Raw genomic sequence first — 21,618 nt, forward strand, 5'->3', positions numbered from 1 at the left:
AGACGATGCGGGCTGAGTCACGTGATCACCCTACGCAGGGGCGGCGGCGACGGACAGGGGTCGGATGGCTCCCCCGCACGCGAACCGGCGGCGGTGCGGCCTCACTTGCCCCGGACGGGCCAGCAGGTGGGATCACCCTGGCACCAGATCGTCCGTGTGACGGTCACCGTGACCCCCGGCTCCGGCTGACCACGGGTGGGCCGGTAGGTGACGGGCGGCCGGTACGCCGGCGCGGTCGTGGCGTCGCAGTTGCCGAGGCCGCCCACGTGGAACAAGACCCTGCCGCCCACCTTGGCGGTCAGGTCCCCGCGCACACAGGCTCCGTCGACGGCTCGGGTGACCTTCCCGGTGACGGAGATCTTCCGGCCGTCCTTCGTCTCCCCCTGGCAGTCCACGGAGACCACGGTGGTCTCGGACGCCGACGGTGACTGGTTCCCCTGGTTTCCCGCCGTGCGCGTCCGTCCGCCGTCGTCCCTGCCTATGCAGCTGAGCCAACTCACCGACGTGTGACGCCGGTTCAGCTCCGCCGTCGCCGTCACGTCGGTCGTGGACGCCGCCGACGCGGCGTTGAGCCCGCCGGGTTCACATGCGACGGCCCCGCCCGCGGCGACCACCGCGAGCACCGCCACGGCCCTCACCCGCCGCCCGCGCGGCAGGTGCCGAATCCGCCTCGATGCCCCCATGTACGGCAGCCTGCCACCGCCACGCCCGGCGCGGTAGAGCGCATACGGCCACACGCGCGCCGCGCGCGCCCGCGCTCATGCGGCCCTGCCGGTCAGGACCAGCGGCCGGTACGGCCCAGCAGCAGGGCGGCGGCCGCCGTGCCGGCGGTGGAGGTGCGCAGCACGGTGGGGCCGAGCACGTACGCCTTCGCCCCCGCGTCCCTGAACCGCGCCAGTTCCTCGGGTGACACCCCGCCTTCGGGACCGACGACCAGCACGATGTCGCCCTGGGCGGGGAGTTCGACGGTGGCCAGACGTTCCTCACCGCTCTCGTGGAGCACGGCGGCGAAGTCGGCTTCGGCCAGAAGTGCGGCAACCTGTTTGGTCGTCGCCGCGTCCGCGACCTCGGGGAAGCGCACCCGGCGGGACTGCTTGCCGGCCTCGCGGGCGGTCGCGCGCCACTTGCCGAGCGCCTTCAGACCCCGGTCGCCCTTCCACTGCGTGATACAGCGGGAGGCGGCCCACGGCACGATCGCGTCCACGCCGACCTCGGTCATGGTCTCCACGGCGAGTTCGCCGCGGTCGCCCTTGGGCAGGGCCTGGACGACGGTGATACGGGGGGACTCCGGCGGTTCCTCGACGAGGGACGCCAGGTCCGAGACCACCAGCCGGTCCTTGCCCTCGGCGGCCCTGACCACGCCCTCGATCCAGCGCCCGCGGCCGTCGGTGAGCACCACGTCCTCGCCCGGCCGCAGCCGCTTGACCGAGACCGCGTGCCGCCCCTCGGGGCCCTCCAGCACGAACTCCGTTCCGATTGCCTTCAGTTCGTCCACGACGAACACCGGCGCGGTCATCGCACGTCACCTCCTGCCGCATACCCGGCCGCCAGTGCCGCCCGTGCGGCGTCGAGTTCGGCGAGCAGCACCTCCACCAACTGCCCGGCGGGCAGCTCGCGGGCCATCCGGTGGCCCTGGCCCGCCCACAGCGCCATGCCCTGCGCGTCCTTCGCCTTGGCGGCCGCCTTGCGCAGCGGCGCGGTGAGGTGGTGGACCTCCGGGTAGGCGGCGGGCGCGTACGGGCCGTGCTCCCGCATGAAGCGGTTGACCAGTCCGCGGCCCGGCCGCCCGGAGAAGGCCCGGGTCAGCTCCGTACGCGGGAACACCGGGTCGGTGAGGGCCTGCTTGTGCAGCTCGTGCGCGCCGGACTCGGGGGTGGCGAGGAAGGCCGTGCCGAGCTGGGCGGCACTGGCGCCCGCCGCGAGCACGGCGGCGATCTGGCTGCCGCGCATGATGCCGCCCGTGGCGATGATCGGCAGGGCGACCGCCTCACGGATCTGTGCGACGAGCGAGAGCACGCCGATCCCGGCGCCGCTCTGTTCCGGCAGGTCGCGATGGGTGCCCTGGTGGCCGCCGGCCTCCACGCCCTGGGCGATCACCGCGTCCGCGCCCGAGCGGTCCACGGCGAGCGCCTCCTCGGTGGTGGTGGCGGTGGCGAGGACGAAGGTGCCGACCCGGTGCAGGGAGTCCACGACCTCGCGGGCGGGCACGCCGAAGTGGAAGGAGACGACCGGCACCGGGTCGTCCAGGAGCACGGCGAGCTTGGCGTCGTAGCCGTCGTCGCGTCCGGACTCCGGGTCGCCGAGTTCGGTCTCGTACCAGCCGGGCTCGCCGGCGAGCTGGTGGGCGTAGAGGTCGACGGCGCCGGTCTCGGCGCTCTCCGGCTGCGGCATGAACACGTTGACGCCGAAGGGGCGGCCGGTCAGTCCGCGCAGCTGCTTGATCTCCTGGTACATGCCGTCGGCGGTCTTGTAACCGGCGGCGAGGAATCCCAGTCCGCCGGCATCGGACACCGCCGCGGCGAGCGGCGGCACCGCGGGACCGCCCGCCATCGGCGCCTGCACGATCGGGTGCGGGAAGAGATCGGTCAGTGCGGAGGACATGACGGCATGTTGTCACGTCCTCCTGACGGGTCCGAATCCGGGCGACCTCCGACATATGCCGGAGGAATCCCTTCCGACCCAACCACCGAACCCGGCCGACCCCGGCCCCGCCTCAACGACCGTTGAACGCGTCCTTCAACCGCGAGAACAGACCTTGCTGCCCCGGCTGACCGTGCCTGCCCGGGGGACAACCCCCGGGGACCCCCGGCCGACCCCAGCCCCGCCTCAACGACCGTTGAACGCGTCCTTCAACCGCGAGAACAGACCTTGCTGCCCCGGCTGGAACTGCCCCTGTGGGCGTTCCTCGCCGCGCAGCTTGGAGAGCTCGCGCAGCAGGCGTTCCTGCTCGGGGTCGAGCTTGGTCGGGGTCTGGACCTCGACGTGGACGATGAGGTCGCCCCGGCCGCCGCCGCGCAGGTGCGTGACGCCCCGGCCGTGCAGCGGGATCGACTGGCCGGACTGGGTGCCCGGGCGGATGTCGACCTCCTCCAGGCCGTCCAGGGTCTCCAGCGGCACCTTGGTGCCGAGGGCCGCCGCGGTCATCGGGATGGTGACCGTGCAGTGCAGGTCGTCGCCGCGCCGCTGGAAGGTCGAGTGCGGCAGCTCGTGGATCTCGACGTACAGGTCGCCGGCCGGGCCGCCGCCGGGGCCGACCTCGCCCTCGCCCGCGAGCTGGATGCGCGTGCCGTTGTCCACACCGGCCGGGATCTTCACGGTCAGGGTGCGGCGGGCGCGGATGCGGCCGTCGCCGGCGCACTCCGGGCACGGGGTGGGCACCACCGTGCCGAAGCCCTGGCACTGGGGGCACGGACGCGACGTCATGACCTGGCCCAGGAAGGACCGGGTGACCTGCGAGACCTCACCCCGGCCGCGGCACATGTCACATGTCTGCGCGGTGGTGCCCGGGGCCGCGCCCTCGCCGCTGCACGTGTTGCAGACGACGGCCGTGTCGACCTGGATGTCCTTCGTGGTACCGAAGGCCGCCTCGTCCAGCTCGACCTCGAGCCGGATCATCGCGTCCTGGCCCCGGCGCGTGCGCGAACGCGGTCCGCGCTGCGACGCCGTGCCGAAGAAGGCGTCCATGATGTCGGAGAAGTTCCCGAAGGAACCGGCCCCGAAGCCGCTCGCGCCGGCCGCGCCGGCCTGCGAGAGGGGGTCGCCGCCGAGATCGTAGACCTGCTTCTTCTGCGGGTCGGAGAGCACCTCGTAGGCGGCGTTGATCTCCTTGAACCGCTCCTGGGTCTTCGGATCCGGGTTGACGTCCGGGTGCAGCTCGCGCGCGAGCCGCCGGAAGGCCTTCTTGATCTCTTCCTGCGACGCGTCACGGCGCACGCCGAGAACGGCGTAGTAGTCCGTGGCCACCTACGACTCCGCCAGGATCTGTCCGACGTACCGTGCCACTGCGCGTACCGCTCCCATCGTTCCCGGGTAATCCATGCGGGTCGGTCCGACCACGCCGAGCTTGGCCACTGCCTCGCCGCCCGAACCGTAGCCGACCGACACGATGGACGTGGAGTTGAGTCCTTCGTGGGCGTTCTCGTGACCGATGCGCACGGTCATGCCCGGATTCTGCGTCTCACCGAGCAGCCTCAGCATCACGACCTGCTCCTCCAGCGCCTCCAGAACGGGCCGGATCGTGAGCGGGAAGTCGTGCGCGAAGCGGGTGAGGTTGGCGGTGCCGCCGATGACCAGCCGCTCCTCGTTCTCCTCGACGAGCGTCTCCAGGAGGGTGGACAGCACGGTCGAGACCGTACCCCGGTCCTCGACGTCGAAGCCGTCGGGCAGGTCCTCCACGAGGTGCGGGACGTCCGTGAAACGGCGGCCCGCGACCCGGCTGTTCAGCCGCGCCCGCAGATCGGCCAGGGAGGTCTCCCCGAAGGGCGCCGGGCAGTCGACCATCCGCTGCTCGACCCGGCCGGTGTCCGTGATCAGCACGAGCATCACGCGCGCGGGCGCGAGGGCAAGCAGCTCCACGTGCCGCACGGTCGAACGGGTCAGCGACGGGTACTGCACGACGGCGACCTGCCGGGTCAGCTGGGCGAGCAGCCGTACCGTGCGGGCCACCACGTCGTCGAGGTCGACGGCGCCGTCGAGGAAGTTCTGGATGGCACGCCGCTCGGGCGCGGTCATCGGCTTGACCTCGGCCAGCTTGTCGACGAACAGGCGGTACCCCTTGTCGGTGGGGATACGGCCGGCACTGGTGTGCGGCTGGGCGATGTAGCCCTCGTCCTCCAGGGCCGCCATGTCGTTGCGGACCGTGGCCGGTGAGACGCCCAGGCTGTGCCGCTCGGTGAGGGCCTTGGAGCCCACCGGCTCCTCGGTGCCGACGTAGTCCTGGACGATGGCGCGCAGCACCTGAAGCCGCCGCTCGCTGAGCATCGCGCACACCTCCAGGGTCGTTCCTCGGCCACCCGCCTGGCACTCTGCGCATACGAGTGCCAGCTCTACCCGGCCCAGTGTACGGCCGCCGGGTACGCCCCCGGCAAGGCCGGGCCGCGACGGACTACGAGGTCGGGACCGGGATCACCCGGGATCGGCCGGGATGTCGTACCCGGCAGGCATCACCGCTAGCGTCGCCCCATGACGGATGCGCGGGAAGCCCCTCGGGAAGAACTGGAATGGGAACGGCTGGCGGACGGGGTGGGGCGGTGCCGCCTGCCCGGATGGGACTGCACGGCCGGGCTGGTCGTCGGGGAGGGCGCCGCGCTGATGGTCGACGCGGGTTCGAGCCACGCGGAGGGCGCACGGTTGCGTGCGTGGGCGCGGGCGCTCGCCGGTGGTGATGTGACACATCTCGCGCTCACCCACCCCCACTTCGACCACATCTTCGGGGCGGCGGAGTTCGACGGCGCGGAGATCTTCGCCGCCGAGGGCGCGGACGCGGTGTTCGGTGACAGCGGTGAGCGCGCTGAGCTGCGCGGGGACGCGGTGCGCCAGGGGCTGGACGCCAAGGCGGCCGAGGAGGCGGCGGACGCCCTGGTACGGCCCGGCCGCGAGGTCCGCGACCGGCTCACCCTCCGGCTCGGTGGCGGGCGGGAGGTGCTGCTGGCGAACATGGGCCCGGCGCACTCCACGCACGATCTCGCGGTGGTGGTGCCGGGCGACCCGACCGTGGTGTTCTGCGGGGACCTGGTCGAGGAGTCCGGCGAGCCCCAGGCGGGCCCGGACGCCGTGCCGTCCCGGTGGCCCGCCGCCCTCGACCGGCTGCTGGCGCTCGGCGGCGAGGACGCTCTGTACGTTCCCGGTCACGGAGCGGTGGTGGACGCCGCCTTCGTCCGCGCCCAGCGGGACGCCCTGGCCGCGCGCTTCGGCGTGTCGTCCTGATCGGACTCGGGCCTGTCCATATCGTCACTCGAATGCGCCAGTATTCGCCCGACCTCACTCCGCCCTGGAAGAAGCCCCGGCCCGTGCCGGAGGTTCCCGCCGAGCCGGGTCTGGTCGTGGAGGAGCCCGGGACCGGCTTCTGCGGGGCGGTGATCCGCTGCGAGGCGGGCACGGTGACACTGGAGGACCGTTTCGGCAAGCACCGGGTGTTCCCGCTCGCGCCCCGCGGCTTCCTGCTGGAGGGCCGGGTGGTCACCCTGGTGAAGCCGTCGTCCGGCCCGGTACGGCCCACCCGTACGGCATCCGGTTCGGTCGCCGTGCCCGAGGCACGCGCGCGCGTGGCCCGCGCCGGGCGCATCTACGTCGAGGGCCGGCACGACGCCGAACTGGTCGAGAAGGTGTGGGGCGACGACCTGCGCGTCGAGGGCGTGGTCGTGGAGTACCTGGAGGGCGTGGACGACCTGCCGGCGATCGTCGAGGCGTTCGCGCCCGGTCCGGACGCCCGCCTCGGCGTCCTCGTGGACCACCTGGTGCCCGGCAGCAAGGAGTGGCGCATCGCCGAGTCGGTGACCAGCGAGCACGCGCTGGTGGTCGGCCACCCCTACATCGACGTCTGGGAGGCCGTGAAGCCCTCCTCGCTCGGGATCGGGTCCTGGCCCCGCGTCCCGCGCGGCCAGGACTGGAAGACGGGTGTGTGCCGCGCCCTGGGCTGGCCGGAGAACACGGGCGCGGCCTGGCAGCGGATCCTGTCCCACGTGCGGTCCTACAAGGACCTGGAGCCGGAGCTGCTCGGGCGGGTGGAGGAGCTGATCGATTTCGTCACGGCAACGGCCAGCGGTGGGGCTTGACGTCGGGCAACGTGCCGAATCGGCTGGTGTCGAGTTCGATACCGAGGGCATCGAGTGTCAGCGGATCGCCGAACTTCGTCCTCTGCTGTCCCTTGTGGAGTGATCAATCCACCAGATCCCGCACCACCGCGTCCGCCAGCAGCCGGCCCCGCAGGGTGAGCACGGCACGCCCCGCCTCGTACGGCCCTTCCTGGAGCAGCCCGTCGGACAGCGCGCGCCGGGACGCGGCGAGGCCGTCCGGGCGCAGCAGGTCCAGCGGGACGCCCTCCCGCAGCCGCAGTTCCAGCAGGATGCGCTCCACCCGGCGGTCCTCCTCCGTAAGGAGTTCCCGGCCGGCGCCCGGGGAGCGGCCTGCCGCCAGGGCTGCCGCGTACGCCCCCGGATGCTTCACGTTCCACCAGCGCACGCCCCCCACGTGGCTGTGCGCGCCGGGTCCCGCGCCCCACCAGTCGGCGCCGCGCCAGTACAGCTCGTTGTGCAGGCAGCGGCCGGCTTCCGAGGTGGCCCAGTTGGACACCTCGTACCACTCGAAGCCCGCCGCGGTCAGCGTCTCCTCGGCGATCAGGTAGCGGTCGGCGTGCACGTCGTCGTCCGTCATCGGGATCTCCCCGCGCCGGATCCGACGGGCGAGCTGGGTGCCCTCCTCCACGATCAGGGCGTACGCCGAGACGTGGTCGGGGCCGGCGCCGAGGGCCGCGTCCAGCGAGGCCCGCCAGTCGTCGTCGGACTCGCCTGGGGTGCCGTAGATCAGGTCGAGGTTGACGTGCTCGAAGCCGGCGGCGCGGGCCTCGCCCACACAGGCCTCGGGGCGGCCGGGCGTGTGCGTGCGGTCGAGGATCCTGAGCACGTGCTGCCGGGCGCTCTGCATGCCGAAGGAGATCCGGTTGAAGCCGCCCTCGCGGAGCGTGGCCAGGTAGGCGGGGTCGACCGAATCCGGGTTGGCCTCCGTCGTGATCTCGGCGTCGGCCGCGAGGCCGAACTCGTCGCGGATCGCCCCCAGCATCCGCACCAGGTCGTCCGCGGCCAGCAGCGTGGGCGTGCCGCCGCCGACGAAGACCGTGCGGACCTCGCGCGGGTCGTCGCCGAGCACCTTGCGGGCGAGGCGGACCTCGTCGGTCAGCGTCCCGGCGTAGTTGTCACGGGAGGCGAGCACCCCGCCGGTGCCGCGCAGCTCGGTGGCGGTGTACGTGTTGAAGTCGCAGTAGCCGCAGCGGGTCGCGCAGTAGGGGACGTGCAGATAGAACCCGAGGGGCCGGTCGGCCGCCCCGGCGAGCGCGTCCACGGGCAGCGCACCGTCATCGGGAACGGACTCACCATCGGGAAGTGCGGAAGGCATACCTCCCATTGTCCAGCACCACGAAAGAAGCCCGGCCCGCAGAACTGGGGCCAGGGTGGGCGGTGCGGTGCGCTAGTCGCATTCGGCCTGGAGTACCAGCAGGGCCAGGTCGTCCTCCGGTGGGCCCGTGCCGAAGTCGTGCACGAGTCGGCGGATGCGCTCGGCGATCGGTTCCGCGTCGAGCCCGGCGCAGCCGGCGAGGGCCGTGGCGAGGCCGTCGCCGTCGTCGAACTGGCGGGAGCCGGAGCGCCGCTCGGTGACGCCGTCGGTGACACACAGCAGGGTGTCACCCGGCCGCAGCTCGAAGGTCTCGCAGGCGTACGTCTCGTCCTCGATCACCCCGAGCAGCGCCTGCGGCCGGGCCACCGTGCGGACGCCGCCCTCGCGCCCGAGGACCAGCGGCAGCGGGTGCCCGGCGGAGGCGAGGGTGCAGCGCACGCCGCCGTCGAAGGGGACCAGCTCGCCGTACAGCAGGGACAGGAACCGGGTCTGGGTGTCGACGGGGACCGGGGTGCGTCCGCCGGCCGCCACCAGGGCGCGCGCGGCGGCGTCGGAGGCCTCGGTGGCGTCGTCGAGGAGGAGCTGGTTGAGGCGGTCCAGGACGTCGGCGACGCCGTAGCCCTCGCGGGCCAGCAGCCGCAGCCAGGGGCGGGCGAGCCCGATGACGACGGCGGCCTCGGGACCCTTGCCCTGCACGTCGCCGACGGCGAAGCACCAGCGGCCGTGGCCGGCCGGGAAGAGGTCGTAGAAGTCACCGCTCGGGCCGCCCTTGTCGCACGGCTCGTACACCAGCGCGCTGCGCAGACCGGGGATCTCGGCCACCGCGCCGGGCAGCAGGCCGCGCTGGAGCACGGCGCTGATGGTGGCCTGGCGGGCGTACTGCCGGGCCGCGCCGATGGCGAGGGCGACCCGGCGGCTGAGGTCCTCGATCAGCCCGGTGACCTCGTCGGGGAAGCGGAGCAGCCCGGTCCGCCCGATGACCAGCGTGCCCAGCGGACGGCCGCCTGCGATCAGGCGGTACGCCAGCGCCGCGCCGTGGGCCGCGTGCGGGCCGAGTGCCTCCCCGGGCCAGGGATGGGCGGCGGGCCCGGACCGCAGGCCGTCGGTGGGGCGCGGCGGGTCCTTCTCCAGGACTCGGCGCAGTTCCTCGATCCGGCCCTCGCTGCCGTGCCAGACACGGGCGAGCCGCGGCCCGGCCGCGCCGGTCCCGTCGTTCCAGCCTCCGCCGCCCTCGGCTCCGCTCCAGCGCGAGGGTCCCCACCGGCCGGTGGACTCGTCCTCCAGCCACACCGCGCACCAGTCGGCCAGCCGGGGTACGAGCAGCTGTCCGGTGAGCGAGGCGACCAGGTCCTCGTCGAGCTGTCCGGCGAGCAGGTCGGAGGCCTCCGCGAGGAAGGACAGCGCGCCGCGCCCCAGCCAGTCCCGGTCCCGCCCGGCGCCCTGGGGCGCGGGCGCGAGGACCTCGGCGGTGCCGAGCCCGCGTTCCACGCCGTACGCCGCGTCCTCGTCCTCCTCCGCCGGGCCGGCCTCGGCGGGCAGCCGCGCCCACACCGTCTTGGCGCCGGCCCGGTAGGTGACGCCCCACGCCTCGCAGAGCGTCGCGACGAGCCGCAGGCCGCGGCCGTACTCCGGGGTTTCGTGCGGTTCCCCGGAGCCGTGGTCGCGGAGGGCCCGCGAGGGGTGGTGGTCGCACACCTCGACCACGCAGGCGCCGGTCTCCGGCTCCAGCCGGCAGGTCAGCTCGACGTCGGTGCCCGCGTGCACGACGGCGTTGGTGACCAGTTCGCTGACCACGATCAGGGCGTCCTCGGCCAGTCGCTCGCCGATCTCGAACCCGAGGTCCGTCCACTCGGTCAGCGCGGCGCGCAGCCGCGCGCGGGCGGCGCCGGGCGCGAGGGAGCCCCCGGGCAGTGTCGCGTGCGTCCGCGGGCATGCCCCCGCGGCGTGCGCGGCCGTGCCGGACGCGTGCACGGGTACCTCGGAGGCACGGGAGGCGGTCTCCCGCTGCGTGGGAATGACCCCCATCTGCGGCTCCCCGGGCGGTCCGGACGAATCGGTTCGGTCGATGCCGACAGGGTGACAGACCGACTGCGTCCATAAGCAAGGAGTTACCGAAGTGTGCCGCCTTGCATGAGAACCACGAGAACTGCGCTACCGGAGTGATCAAAGACGGACAGATCCGAGCGCCCGTGAACGTATTCGTGATCGTCCCCGCGCCCCCGAGGAGCGCGGGGAGTTCACCGGCCGGGCCGGCTCAGTGATCACGCCTCACGCGCGCCCGCGTACATCTCGTCGATCAGATGCCTGTACTCCCGCTCCACCACGGGCCGCTTCAGCTTCAGGCTCGGGGTGATCTCGCCGTGCTCGACGTCGAGGTCGCGCGGCAGCAGGCGGAACTTCTTGACGGTCTGCCAGCGCTGCAGGCCCGCGTTGAGCTGCCTGACGTAGCCGTCGACCATCTCGACCGTCCGCGGCGCGGCGACGACCTCGGCGTACGGCCTGCCCTCCAGGCCGTTCTCCTTGGCCCACTCCAGGATCGCCGGCTCGTCGAGGGCGATCAGCGCGGTGCAGAAGTTCCGGTCGGCGCCGTGCACCAGGATGTTGGAGACGTACGGGCACACCGCCTTGAACTGGCCCTCGACCTCGGCGGGCGCGATGTACTTGCCGCCGGAGGTCTTGATGAGGTCCTTCTTGCGGTCGGTGATGCGCAGATAGCCGTCCGGGGAGAGCTCGCCGATGTCGCCGGTGTGGAACCAGCCGTCGGCCTCCAGCACCTCGGCGGTCTGTTCGGGCAGCTTGTGGTAGCCCTCCATGATGCCGGGGCCGCGCAGCAGGATCTCGCCGTCGTCCGCGATGCGCACCTCGGTGCCGGACAGCGGCTTGCCGACCGTACCGGTGCGGTAGGCCTCGCCGGGGTTGACGAAGGAGGCGGCGGAGGACTCGGTGAGACCGTAGCCCTCCAGGATGTGGATGCCGGCGCCTGCGAAGAAGTAGCCGATCTCCGGGGCGAGGGCGGCGCTGCCCGAGATGCAGGCGCGCAGCCGGCCGCCGAAGGCCTCGCGGATCTTGGCGTAGACGAGCGCGTCGGCGACCTTGTGCTTGGCGGCCAGGCCGAAGGGCGCGGAGCGGGTGCCGGTGCGCTTGAAGTTGTCCTGGGTGACCTTGGCGTACTCGCGGGCGACCTCGGCGGCCCACTGGAAGATCTTGTACTTGGCCGGGCCGCCTGCGCGGGCCTTGGCGGCGACGCCGTTGTAGACCTTCTCGAAGATGCGCGGGACGGCCGCCATGTAGGTCGGCTGGACGACCGGGAGATTCTCGATGATCTTGTCCACGCGCCCGTCCACGGCGGTGACGTGCCCGACCTCGATCTGGCCGGAGGTGAGGACCTTGCCGAAGACGTGCGCGAGCGGCAGCCACAGGTACTGCACGTCGTCGGCGCCGACCAGCCCGGTGGCGGCGATGGCCTTGGCCATGTACGACCAGTTGTCGTGCGGCAGCCGGACGCCCTTGGGGCGGCCGGTGGTGCCGGAGGTGTAGATGAGGGTGGCGAGCTGGTCCTTGGTGATCGCGCCGACCCGCTCCTTGATCAGCTCGGGGTGCTCGTCCAGGTACGCGGCGCCGCGCCGCTCCAGCTCGGCCAGGCTGAGCACCCGTTCGCCGGTCTCGACGCCGTCCGCGTCGATGACGACGACGTGGTGCAGCTCGGGCAGCTCGGCGCGCTTCTCCTCGGCCTTGGCCAGCTGCTCGGCGTTCTCCGCGATGAGCACCCGGCTCTGGGAGTCGGAGAGGATGAAGGCCGACTCGCCGGCGCTGGTCTGCGGGTAGACGGTGGTCGTGGCCGCGCCCGCGCACATGATGCCGAGGTCGGCCAGCAGCCACTCCACACGGGTGGCGGAGGCGAGCGCGACCCGCTCCTCCGGCCGCACGCCCAGTTCGATGAGTCCGGCCGCGATCGCGTAGACCCGCTCGGCGGACTGCGCCCAGCTCAGCGACTTCCAGTCGTCCGGGCCCTCGCCGGAGGCCGCGGGTACGGGGTAGCGGTAGGCCTCGGCGTCCGGTGTCGCCGCCACACGCTCCAGGAAGAGGGCCGCCACGGACGGCGGACGGTTCTCGATCAGGGTCTGTGCGTCGCTCACGACATCCTCCGGGGCCCGCGACAGTGCGGCTGGCTCTTTGCGGCTGGGGTGACTCACGTGTGGTGGTTCGGACTGTTGCTTAACTCACGAGTAACCAACGAGCAGGATCAGACTAAGGTGCGACCGGCCACCGCGTAAGGGGAAGCGCTCCGCCACTTCCCACAGAGAGCTACCGCGCGGATGCGCGAGGGCCCGCCGCGCTTTCGCACGACGGGCCCCATTTTCACCCGGTTCACCGGGTAACGGCCGCACGCCCCGGGCTACCGGGCGGTCACTTCTTGCCCTTGGCCGACCCCGCGCTGTCATCGCTGGAGAGCACCGCGATGAAGGCCTCCTGCGGAACCTCCACGGAACCCACCATCTTCATGCGCTTCTTGCCCTCCTTCTGCTTCTCCAGCAGCTTCCGCTTCCGGGAGATGTCACCGCCGTAGCACTTGGCGAGGACGTCCTTGCGGATCGCGCGGATGGTCTCGCGGGCGATCACCCGGGAGCCGATGGCCGCCTGGACGGGCACCTCGAAGCTCTGCCGCGGGATGAGCTCCCTGAGCTTGGCCACGAGCCGCACGCCGTACGCGTACGCCTGGTCCTTGTGGGTGATCGCCGAGAAGGCGTCCACCTTGTCGCCGTGCAGCAGGATGTCGACCTTGACCAGGGAGCTGCTCTGCTCGCCGGTGGGCTCGTAGTCCAGGGAGGCGTAGCCGCGGGTCTTGGACTTCAGCTGGTCGAAGAAGTCGAAGACGATCTCGGCGAGCGGGAGGGTGTAGCGGATCTCCACGCGGTCCTCGGAGAGGTAGTCCATGCCGAGGAGGGTGCCGCGGCGGGTCTGGCACAGCTCCATGATCGCGCCGATGAACTCGGTGGGCGCGAGGATCGTGGCCCGCACGACCGGCTCGTACACCTCGGCGAGCTTCCCCTCGGGGAACTCGCTGGGGTTGGTGACCGTGTGCTCGGTGCCGTCCTCCATCACCACGCGGTAGACCACGTTGGGGGCGGTGGCGATCAGGTCGAGCCCGAACTCGCGCTCCAGCCGCTCGCGGATCACGTCCAGGTGGAGCAGTCCGAGGAAGCCGACGCGGAAGCCGAAACCGAGGGCGGCGGAGGTCTCCGGCTCGTAGACCAGGGCGGCGTCGTTGAGCTGAAGCTTGTCCAGCGCCTCGCGCAGCTCGGGGTAGTCGGAGCCGTCCAGCGGATACAGGCCGGAGAAGACCATCGGCTTGGGGTCCTTGTAGCCGCCCAGCGCCTCCTCGGCCCCCTTGTGCTGGCTGGTGACGGTGTCACCGACCTTGGACTGACGGACGTCCTTCACCCCGGTGATCAGGTAGCCCACCTCGCCGACGCCGAGACCGTCGGCCGGAAGCATCTCCGGGGAGTTGGTGCCGATCTCCAGCAGCTCGTGGGTGGCGCCGGTGGACATCATCCGGATCCGCTCGCGCTTGCCGAGCTGACCGTCGATGACACGGACGTACGTCACGACACCGCGGTAGGAGTCGTAGACGGAGTCGAAGATCATCGCGCGGGCGGGGGCGTCGGCGACGCCGACCGGGGCCGGGATCTCCTTGACCACCCGGTCGAGCAGCGCCTCGACGCCGAGACCGGTCTTGGCGGAGACCTTCAGCACGTCGCCGGGCTCGCAGCCGACGAGGTTGGCCAGCTCCTCGGCGAACTTCTCCGGCTGCGCGGCCGGCAGGTCGATCTTGTTGAGGACCGGGATGATCGTGAGGTCGTTCTCCATCGCCAGGTAGAGGTTGGCGAGGGTCTGGGCCTCGATGCCCTGGGCCGCGTCGACGAGCAGGATGGTCCCCTCGCAGGCGGCGAGCGACCGCGAGACCTCGTAGGTGAAGTCGACGTGCCCCGGGGTGTCGATCATGTTGAGGATGTGCGTGTTGCCTGGGTCGTGGGTGGGAGCCCACGGCAGACGCACCGCCTGGGACTTGATCGTGATGCCGCGCTCGCGCTCGATGTCCATGCGGTCGAGGTACTGGGCGCGCATCTGCCGCTGCTCGACCACCCCGGTCAGCTGGAGCATCCGGTCGGCGAGCGTGGACTTGCCGTGGTCGATGTGCGCGATGATGCAGAAGTTGCGGATCAGAGCCGGGGCGGTACGGCTCGGCTCGGGCACGTTGTCAGGGGTCGCGGGCACGCAGGGTCCTGTTTCTTGAGGCGCCTTATGCCTCGGGTCGGAACGATACGTAGCTTCCATGGTCCCACGGGTGGGGACCGGCGACCGGTTTGGGCCGCCCAGCGGGCCACTGGTAGCCTGGGCGACTGTGTCTCATGCCCTCTACGCGCGAGGCACAACCCAAGAAATCACCGGTACGGGACCCGTGCGGCCCCGTACCAGAACCTGAAAAGGCTCATTCGTGGCGAACATCAAGTCCCAGATCAAGCGGAACAAGACCAACGAGAAGGCGCGGCTGCGCAACAAGGCCGTCAAGTCCTCTCTGAAGACCGCGATCCGCAAGGCCCGCGAGGCCGCTGCCGCGGGTGACGTCGAGAAGGCCACCGAGCTCCAGCGCGCTGCCGCGCGTCAGCTCGACAAGGCCGTCTCGAAGGGCGTCATCCACAAGAACGCGGCCGCCAACAAGAAGTCGGCGCTGGCCACCAAGGTCACGGCCCTCAAGGGCTGAGCCCCTTCCTTGATCTGAACGGATCCTCCGGGATCCGACTTGGCCGGAAGGACCGAGGGCGGGCCCTCTCTCATCCGCCCCCGACCGGCACCCCCGGATCCGCGCGCGGCCTGCGTTCGCCACGCGGGCGCGGAACCGAACAGCGTGAACCGAAGACCCCGCCGCACTCCCTTTCCCCAGGGAGAACGGCGGGGTCTTCGGCGTGTCGCGGAACGTGAAGGGAGGCCGGGGCCTTCGAGGTGGGGTGGCGCGGGCCGTCTCAGCCGCGTCCTCTGGAGCGGGCCGCCCGGGCGATGATGACCACCGCCTTCTCCAAGGCGTACTCGGGGTCGTCGCCGCCGCCCTTGACGCCCGCGTCGGCCTCGGCCACCGCACGGAGAGCGACGGCCACGCCGTCCGGGGTCCAGCCGCGCATCTGCTGCCGGACGCGGTCGATCTTCCAGGGCGGCATGCCGAGTTCCCGCGCCAGGTCGGCCGGACGGCCGCCTCGCGCGGAGGACAGCTTCCCGATCGCCCGCACACCCTGGGCGAGCGCGCTGGTGATCATCACCGGTGCCACGCCGGTGGCCAGCGACCACCGCAGCGCCTCCAGCGCCTCCGCCGCCCGCCCCTCGACGGCCCGGTCGGCGACCGTGAAGCTGGACGCCTCGGCCCGGCCGGTGTAGTAGCGGCCGACGACGGCCTCGTCGATCGTCCCCTCGATGTCCGCGACCAACTGCGTCACCGCCGACGCCAGCTCCCGCAGATCGCTGCCGATCGCGTCGACCAGCGCCTGGCACGCCTCCGGCGTGGCCGAGCGCCCGAGCCCGCGGAACTCGCCCCGTACGAAGGCGAGCCGGTCGGCCGGCTTGGTCATCTTCGGGCAGGCCACCTCGCGCGCACCGGCCTTGCGCGCCGCGTCGAGCAGGCCCTTGCCCTTGGCGCCGCCCGCATGCAGCAGCACCAGTGTGATCTCCTCGGCGGGCGCCCCCAGATACGCCTTGACGTCCTTGACCGTGTCGGCCGACAGGTCCTGCGCGTTGCGTACGACCACGACCTTGCGCTCGGCGAAGAGCGACGGACTGGTCAGCTCGGCGAGCGTGCCGGGCTGCAGCTGGTCCGGGGTGAGGTCCCGTACGTCCGTGTCGGCGTCGGCGGCCCTGGCGGCGGCCACCACCTCCCGCACGGCACGGTCGAGCAGGAGGTCCTCCTGCCCCACGGCTAGCGTCACCGGGGCGAGAGGGTCGTCGTTCGCAGTCTTCCTGGCCATCGCGACAAGCATCCCACGGACCACCGACAACGCCCCCGGCACATGGCACCGGACGCCGCTCCTTGACGAGCAGACGTTGCCTGCCGCGGCACTAGGGCTCCTCGCGCCAGCCCTCCCACTCCGCCGCGAACGCGTCCAGCTCCGCCGGATCCAGCCGTTCCGCCTCGTCCCGGAGGACCACGAGCCACTGCGCGTCCTCGGCGTCGTCCTCACCGGCCAGCGCGTCGCGGACGATCCGCGGCTCCTCGTCGACCGCGAACCGCTCCGCGAGCGCCTGCGCCACCTCCTCCGCGGCATCGCGGTCGGGCAGCACCAGCACGTGTCTCACATCGCTCACGGGGCCATTGTCCGGCAGCCCGCCGTGACGAGGGACGGCGGGCTGCGGCCGGCGGCGTCTGACGGCCGTGCCCGGCCGGGCGTCAGGCCTTGGGGACGAGTTGCACGTCGAGGGCGACCTGGATGGTCGGTCCGACCACGGCGATCCCCCGCGCCAGCATGGTCTGCCAGCTCACCGTGTAGTCGTCACGGTGCAGCTCGGTGGTGGCCCGGCAGGCCGCCCGCACCTCGCCCTCCATGCCGTTGCCGAGCCCGAGGTACTCCATGTCGAGGGTGACCGTACGCGTCACCCCGTGCAGCGACAGCGCGCCGGTGACGGCCCATCTGCTGCCGCCCCTGTGCACGCACCGCTCGCTGTAGAACTCGAGCGTCGGAAAGTTCACCACGTCAAGGAAGTCCGCCGAGCGCAGATGGTCGTCGCGCATCCGCACGTTCGTGTCGATGGACGCCGCGTCGATCACCACGTGCATCGCGGACCGCTCCACGGGATCGGAGATCCGCACCGCTCCCGCGAAGGAGTTGAACCGCCCGTGGATCCGGGCCAGCCCGATGTGCCGGGCGGTGAAGCCGATCGAGGAGTGCGTCGCCTCTATCTCCCAGTCGCCCGGTGCCGGCAGGTTCGGCGGCTGGGCGACCTGGAGGGTCACATCGCCCAACGGGGCCAGCGAGTTCTCGCCGACGAACACGGTCGCCCGGTGCGGTGTGTACCCCTCCGCGGAGATGGCGAGCCGGTACTCCCCCGCCGGCACCGTCGCCAGGAACAACCCGTAGGGATCGGTGCCGCCGCCGACCACCGTGCGCCCCATGGTGTCGGTGACGGTGAACTCGGCATGCGTCACGGGTTCGTTGACCGGATCGAGCACCCGGCAGCTCAACACACCCGCGTCGGGCGGCGTCTGCACCGCCGCGAGCGGACTCGCCTGTTGCACCCGGTTCGTCCGGTTTCCCAGCCAGCGGCCGAACATCTACGCCACCCCATGCATGCCTCGACATCTCCATTGCCGAAGAAGTATTCGATCACCAACAGGGCATTCCAGGCAACACGAGCCCACATCACGAGAATCCGCCACATGCCACGGGACTGCACACAAGGAGCATCAACTGGCTTTTCATTGACAGAAAATGAACATTTCCACCTCACCTTCACCACAATCAGCACACATGCCCGGCGTTCAGTTCCGCGCCACACGCACCCCCGCACCCGCCCCGGTCACCGCGAGCGCCCCGTCCCGGTCCGTGCGCAGCACCACCGCGCCCAGCGCGCGCAGGGCCGCGACGGTGGGAGGGGCCGGGTGCCCGTAGGTGTTGTCCGCGCCACAGGAGATCAGGGCCAGGCGCGGGGCCGCCACGCGTATCAGGTCCGGGCTCTGGTACGCCGAGCCGTGGTGGGCGACCTTGAGCACGTCCACTCCCGCCAGTCGCGCGCTCATCGGGGAGTTCAACAGCGCCTGCTGCGCCGGGGGTTCGAGGTCGCCCAGGAGCAACAGGCGCAGTCCGCCGGAGTGGACGAGCAGCGTGACGCTGGCGTCGTTGGGTCCGTCCGGGTCTGGTGCGGGGGGCGGTGGCGGCCACAGCACCTGCCAGGTCAGGTCACCGGTACCGCGCTGTTCCCCGGCACCGGCACGGGTGAGTGGGATGCCGCGACGGGCTGCCTCCTTCCGTACGAACTCGGCCTGCTGTGCGGGTTCTTCGTAACCGGTCGTCTCGATGGCGCCCACCGCGCGTCCGCGCAGTACGCCCGGCAGGCCGGCCACGTGGTCGGCGTGAAAGTGGGTCAGTACGACCAGCGGGACCCTGGTGACGCCGAGCTTGCGCAGGCAGTGGTCCACCAGTACCGGGTCGGGTCCGGCGTCCACGACCACACCGGCGCCGCGGCCCGCCGCGAGCACCGTCGCGTCACCCTGGCCCACGTCGCACATCGCGAACCGCCAGCCGGGCGGCGGCCAGCCGGTGATCACCCGGGTCAGTGGCGGCGGCTGCACGACCACCAGGAGGAGCAGCGCCCCGCAGACCCCGCAGAGCCAGGGGTGTCTCAGCAGCCACCGGCCCACGAGCACGGCCACCACCGTGACGAGGGCCAGCAGCAGTGCCCCGGTCCAGCTGTCCGGCCAGTCCACTCCCCCGCCGGGCTGGGCCGCCCCGGTCCGGGCCACGTCCGCGATCCACCCGGTCGGCCAACCCGCGCACCAGGCCAGCGTCTTCGCCACCGGCATGGCGACCGGTGCCGTCGCCAGCGCCGCGAAACCGAGCACGGTGGCGGGCGCGACTGCGGCCTCCGCGAGCAGGTTGCACGGCACCGCCACCAGGCTCACCCGGGCCGACAGCACGGCGACGACGGGCGCGCACAGCGCCTGCGCCGCTGCCGCCGCGGCCAGCGCCTCGGCCGCCCTGGCGGGGACCCGACGCCGTTGCAGCGCCGCGCTCCAGCGGGGCGCGAGGGTGAGCAGGGCTCCGGTGGCCAGCACCGACAGCAGGAAGCCGTAACTGCGCGACAGCCACGGGTCGTAGAGCACCAGCAGCAGTACGGCCGTCGCCAGGGCGGGGAGCAGCGATCTGCGGCGCCCGGTCGCGAGGGCGAGCAGCGCCACCGCTCCGCAGGCCGCGGCCCGCAGCACACTCGGGTCGGGCCGGCACACGACGACGAACCCCAGAGTGAGCGCCGCCCCGGACAGCGCGGTGCCGCGCAGGGGCAGGCCCAGCCGCGGTGCCAGGCCGCGGCGCTCCACTCGCTGGGCCAGGCCCGGTGGCCCCAGGAGCAGGGCGAGGAGGATGGTGAGGTTGCTCCCGGAGACGGCCAGGAGGTGCGTGAGGTCCGTCGCCTTGAACGCCTCGTCGAGTTCGGGGGTGATCCGCGAGGTGTCCCCGACGACCAGGCCCGGCAGCAGCGCCCGCGCGTCCCCCGGCAGGCCGTCGGTCGCCGCCCGCAGCCCGGCACGCAGCCGGCCCGCCAGTCGCTGTGGCGCGGACGGCTCCGCCACCACCTCGGGCGGCGCCCTGTCCTGGACCCGGAGGACCGCCGCGATCCGGTCGCCGCCCGTCATCGGGGGCGACAGCCGCGCGGTCACTCTCAGCCGCGTGGACGGCAGCAACCCGAGCCAGGGCGAGAGCTGTGCCCCTTCCGCAGGGTGCGTGTCGTGCCCGTCCAGCGAGCGTCCCGGTCTTCCCGACGGGTCCCCGACACGGGCCGCCGTCTGCGAGCCGATGTTGACGAGGATCAGCACCGGAGTCCGGGTCACCACGGCCGCCGTCGAGCCGGCTCGGTCGACGCGCAGCACCTCGGCGTCCATCCGTACGGAGGGAGGCGCCTGATGGTCGCCGCGGATCCGGGGGCGGGTGAGGCGGGGGTCGGAGGTCAGCTCCACCTCGGCGGTCACCGTGGCGAACTGCCGTGCCAGAGCGGGCACCGGACCTCGCCGCACGTCCGCCCCGTGGAGCCCGGCGGACACGGCGGCCGCGGCGGCGCCCAGCAGCGCGGCGGCAGCGGAGGCACGCGCCCAGGAGGCACGCGCCCGGGACCGTCCGGTGGCAGGAGCGGGCGACTGCCCGGCCGTGAGCGTTCCACGGCTTCCGCGTCGTCGACCTGCCAGGAGTACGGCGGCAGCGGCGAGGCAGGCGATCACGAAGCCGGTCACTCGGCCCGTGGAGGCATCCAACGCCACGGCCGCCGTCGCCCAGGCCGCGAGGGCGGGCGGGACGAGCCGGAGGTCTGCCGGTCCTTCCTGCCGGGGATGGGCGTTGCCAGTCGCTTGCCGGAGGCGGCGTGCACCGCGGGGCGGGGGTGGATCCGGGTGGATGGGGGCTCGGCAGGGGCGGGGCGGCCGGGCGGCGCGGGACCTCGCTCGGCGTCGGTGCCGGTGTCGGTATCGGGGTTCACGGGCTGACCAGGTCCCGCAGATCGGCGAAGCGGCGCGTGCCGATGCCGCTGACCTCACGCAGTTGGTCCACCGAGCGGAAGCCGCCGTGCTGCGTGCGGTAGTCGATGATGCGCCGGGCCAGCACGGGACCGACGCCGGGCAGGGTCTGCAACTGGTCAGCGGTGGCCGTGCTGAGGGAGACCGGGGCCGTGGACGTGCCCGCGGCACCCGTACCGGCGGCGCCGGAGAGGCCCGCCCCGGGCGCCTCGGGTACGGCGGCGGGGGCCGGGCCGCCGACGACGACCTGTTCGCCGTCCACCAGGAAGCGGGCCCGGTTGAGGCCGTCGGTACGGGTGCCGGGACGCACCCCGCCGGCCGCCTGGAGGGCGTCGGCTACCCGCGACCCGGCCGGCAGGCGCTGGATTCCGGGGCGCCGGACCTTGCCGCTGACGTCCACCACGATCTCCGTGCCAGGGGACGCCGGAGCACCCCGCGCGGTGACCGGCGCCCCGGCCGTGGTGGCCTTGTCCTGCCCCTGGTCCTCGTGGGGAGCCACGGCCCGCACCACCTCGGGTGCCTGGACCGCCTGCGTACGGCCGGTCCAGAAGTGCTGCACGGCAAGGAGCGCGGCGACGGCGAACAGCACGGTGAGCGCCACCACGTTCCTGCGCTCCAGCCCGCACCGTGTCTGCAACCACAACGGCATGCGCTCGCGCACCGCGGCCCCGGTCTGCTCCCGCCAGTCCGGCACCCCGGCAGGACGGACGGGCTCCGACTCGGTATCGCCGCCCGTCTCCACGGCGCCCCGCACAGCGGGATTGGCCGCGCCCCTCCGGCCGGCCGGCACCGGGCCCGCCCCAACCGCCGTGGTCGGGCAGTTGACTTCGCGCACGGCAGCGGGGCTCACGCGGCGCGCGCCAGACGGACCCACGTCCGCCAAACCCCCGTCGACGACCGCAGCCGGGCCAACATCGACCACGGCGGCCGAGTCGCCACCGGCCACGCCAGTCGCCCCGCCGCCGACCACGGCCGCCGGGCCCAGGCCCACCGCCGCAGCAGAGGCTCCGGCTGCGGCTGCCCGGCCCACGCCGATCAGCCCACCACCGGCCGCCACAGCCGGGCCCACCTCCCGCACGGCGACAAAACCCCCATCGCCCAGGGCAGTCGTATCCGTGCCATCCACCGCCGCAGGCGGACCCACGACCGCCGCGCTCGGCTCACTCGTGGCAGTGACGGCGTCGGCCAGGACAGGCGGCGCCGCACCACCCGACGCAAGCGGGCCCACGGCAGCCACGCCCGTCCTCCCC

Annotated in this window: 17 protein-coding genes; 3 read left to right on the forward strand and 14 right to left on the reverse strand. The window is 72.6% G+C overall.

Annotated features, from left to right (window positions below; genetic code table 11):
- Positions 1–101 precede the first annotated feature (101 nt).
- The 5 genes from ACFY3J_RS01090 to hrcA form a co-directional block, all read right to left on the reverse strand.
- Positions 102–683 carry a hypothetical protein gene (locus tag ACFY3J_RS01090; RefSeq protein ID WP_390839729.1) on the reverse strand — a complete coding sequence of 194 codons (582 nt, stop codon included), beginning with the start codon at positions 681–683 and terminating at the stop codon, positions 102–104.
- Between the two features lie 92 nt (positions 684–775).
- A complete protein-coding gene (locus tag ACFY3J_RS01095) occupies positions 776–1,516 on the reverse strand; it encodes a 16S rRNA (uracil(1498)-N(3))-methyltransferase (RefSeq protein WP_384173301.1) in 741 nt (246 codons plus the stop codon).
- On the reverse strand, positions 1,513–2,601 hold the full coding sequence (locus tag ACFY3J_RS01100) for a nitronate monooxygenase (protein WP_390839731.1): 1,089 nt from the start codon (positions 2,599–2,601) through the stop codon (positions 1,513–1,515). Before ACFY3J_RS01100 ends, ACFY3J_RS01095 begins: the two co-directional genes overlap by 4 nt.
- A gap of 225 nt (positions 2,602–2,826) precedes the next feature.
- Positions 2,827–3,963, reverse strand: a complete 1,137-nt coding sequence (dnaJ, locus tag ACFY3J_RS01105; protein ID WP_384173296.1) for a molecular chaperone DnaJ — start codon at positions 3,961–3,963, stop codon at positions 2,827–2,829.
- Positions 3,964–4,980, reverse strand: coding sequence for a heat-inducible transcriptional repressor HrcA (gene hrcA, locus ACFY3J_RS01110; protein ID WP_384173293.1), 1,017 nt, complete (start codon positions 4,978–4,980; stop codon positions 3,964–3,966). It abuts the gene before it with no gap.
- 201 nt (positions 4,981–5,181) lie between these two features.
- Between hrcA and ACFY3J_RS01115 the strand changes: the two genes are divergently transcribed.
- Both ACFY3J_RS01115 and ACFY3J_RS01120 read left to right on the forward strand, forming a co-directional pair.
- Positions 5,182–5,925 carry an MBL fold metallo-hydrolase gene (locus tag ACFY3J_RS01115; RefSeq protein ID WP_384173290.1) on the forward strand — a complete coding sequence of 248 codons (744 nt, stop codon included), beginning with the start codon at positions 5,182–5,184 and terminating at the stop codon, positions 5,923–5,925.
- Positions 5,926–5,957: 32 nt separating this feature from the next.
- Positions 5,958–6,773, forward strand: coding sequence for a DUF3097 domain-containing protein (locus ACFY3J_RS01120; protein ID WP_384173287.1), 816 nt, complete (start codon positions 5,958–5,960; stop codon positions 6,771–6,773).
- 103 nt (positions 6,774–6,876) lie between these two features.
- Here ACFY3J_RS01120 and hemW read toward each other — a convergent pair whose 3' ends face one another.
- From hemW to lepA, 4 genes are all read right to left on the reverse strand, one after another.
- Positions 6,877–8,109, reverse strand: a complete 1,233-nt coding sequence (gene hemW / locus ACFY3J_RS01125; protein WP_384173284.1) for a radical SAM family heme chaperone HemW — start codon at positions 8,107–8,109, stop codon at positions 6,877–6,879.
- Positions 8,110–8,181: 72 nt separating this feature from the next.
- Positions 8,182–10,134 carry a SpoIIE family protein phosphatase gene (locus ACFY3J_RS01130; protein ID WP_384173281.1) on the reverse strand — a complete coding sequence of 651 codons (1,953 nt, stop codon included), beginning with the start codon at positions 10,132–10,134 and terminating at the stop codon, positions 8,182–8,184.
- A gap of 236 nt (positions 10,135–10,370) precedes the next feature.
- Positions 10,371–12,245, reverse strand: a complete 1,875-nt coding sequence (locus tag ACFY3J_RS01135; RefSeq protein WP_390839736.1) for an AMP-dependent synthetase/ligase — start codon at positions 12,243–12,245, stop codon at positions 10,371–10,373.
- Positions 12,246–12,516: 271 nt separating this feature from the next.
- Positions 12,517–14,385 (reverse strand): translation elongation factor 4, encoded by a 1,869-nt coding sequence (gene lepA / locus ACFY3J_RS01140; protein WP_384173275.1) that lies wholly within the window; start codon positions 14,383–14,385, stop codon positions 12,517–12,519.
- Between the two features lie 220 nt (positions 14,386–14,605).
- Here lepA and rpsT point away from each other — a divergent pair, with 220 nt between their 5' ends.
- On the forward strand, positions 14,606–14,872 hold the full coding sequence (rpsT, locus tag ACFY3J_RS01145) for a 30S ribosomal protein S20 (RefSeq protein WP_225075100.1): 267 nt from the start codon (positions 14,606–14,608) through the stop codon (positions 14,870–14,872).
- A 259-nt stretch (positions 14,873–15,131) separates the two neighbouring features.
- Here the strand turns inward: rpsT and holA are convergent, their stop codons facing one another.
- The 5 genes from holA to ACFY3J_RS01170 form a co-directional block, all read right to left on the reverse strand.
- Positions 15,132–16,121, reverse strand: a complete 990-nt coding sequence (holA, locus tag ACFY3J_RS01150; protein ID WP_384173271.1) for a DNA polymerase III subunit delta — start codon at positions 16,119–16,121, stop codon at positions 15,132–15,134.
- Positions 16,122–16,212: 91 nt separating this feature from the next.
- Complete coding sequence (locus ACFY3J_RS01155; protein ID WP_384173268.1) at positions 16,213–16,458, reverse strand: hypothetical protein; 246 nt, start codon at positions 16,456–16,458, stop codon at positions 16,213–16,215.
- An 82-nt stretch (positions 16,459–16,540) separates the two neighbouring features.
- Positions 16,541–17,422 carry a YceI family protein gene (locus tag ACFY3J_RS01160; RefSeq protein WP_384173265.1) on the reverse strand — a complete coding sequence of 294 codons (882 nt, stop codon included), beginning with the start codon at positions 17,420–17,422 and terminating at the stop codon, positions 16,541–16,543.
- A gap of 207 nt (positions 17,423–17,629) precedes the next feature.
- Entirely contained in the window at positions 17,630–20,089 is a 2,460-nt protein-coding gene (locus ACFY3J_RS01165; RefSeq protein WP_390839739.1) for a ComEC/Rec2 family competence protein, read from the reverse strand.
- Between the two features lie 238 nt (positions 20,090–20,327).
- Complete coding sequence (locus ACFY3J_RS01170; RefSeq protein WP_390839989.1) at positions 20,328–21,110, reverse strand: helix-hairpin-helix domain-containing protein; 783 nt, start codon at positions 21,108–21,110, stop codon at positions 20,328–20,330.
- Positions 21,111–21,618: the final 508 nt, after the last annotated feature.

It is taken from the genome of Streptomyces sp. NPDC001231 (genome assembly GCF_042896885.1).
Taxonomy (GTDB): Bacteria; Actinomycetota; Actinomycetes; order Streptomycetales; family Streptomycetaceae; genus Streptomyces.

What these genes read in the sequence shown, in the direction of transcription:
- ACFY3J_RS01090 (WP_390839729.1), bottom strand. Translation starts at nt 683, where the DNA reads ATGGGGGCATCGAGGCGGATTCGGCACCTGCCGCGCGGGCGGCGGGTG.
- ACFY3J_RS01095 (WP_384173301.1), bottom strand. Translation starts at nt 1,516, where the DNA reads ATGACCGCGCCGGTGTTCGTCGTGGACGAACTGAAGGCAATCGGAACG.
- ACFY3J_RS01100 (WP_390839731.1), bottom strand. Translation starts at nt 2,601, where the DNA reads ATGTCCTCCGCACTGACCGATCTCTTCCCGCACCCGATCGTGCAGGCG.
- hrcA (WP_384173293.1), bottom strand. Translation starts at nt 4,980, where the DNA reads ATGCTCAGCGAGCGGCGGCTTCAGGTGCTGCGCGCCATCGTCCAGGAC.
- ACFY3J_RS01115 (WP_384173290.1), top strand. Translation starts at nt 5,182, where the DNA reads ATGACGGATGCGCGGGAAGCCCCTCGGGAAGAACTGGAATGGGAACGG.
- ACFY3J_RS01120 (WP_384173287.1), top strand. Translation starts at nt 5,958, where the DNA reads ATGCGCCAGTATTCGCCCGACCTCACTCCGCCCTGGAAGAAGCCCCGG.
- hemW (WP_384173284.1), bottom strand. Translation starts at nt 8,109, where the DNA reads ATGCCTTCCGCACTTCCCGATGGTGAGTCCGTTCCCGATGACGGTGCG.
- ACFY3J_RS01130 (WP_384173281.1), bottom strand. Translation starts at nt 10,134, where the DNA reads ATGGGGGTCATTCCCACGCAGCGGGAGACCGCCTCCCGTGCCTCCGAG.
- holA (WP_384173271.1), bottom strand. Translation starts at nt 16,121, where the DNA reads ATGGCCAGGAAGACTGCGAACGACGACCCTCTCGCCCCGGTGACGCTA.
- ACFY3J_RS01160 (WP_384173265.1), bottom strand. Translation starts at nt 17,422, where the DNA reads ATGTTCGGCCGCTGGCTGGGAAACCGGACGAACCGGGTGCAACAGGCG.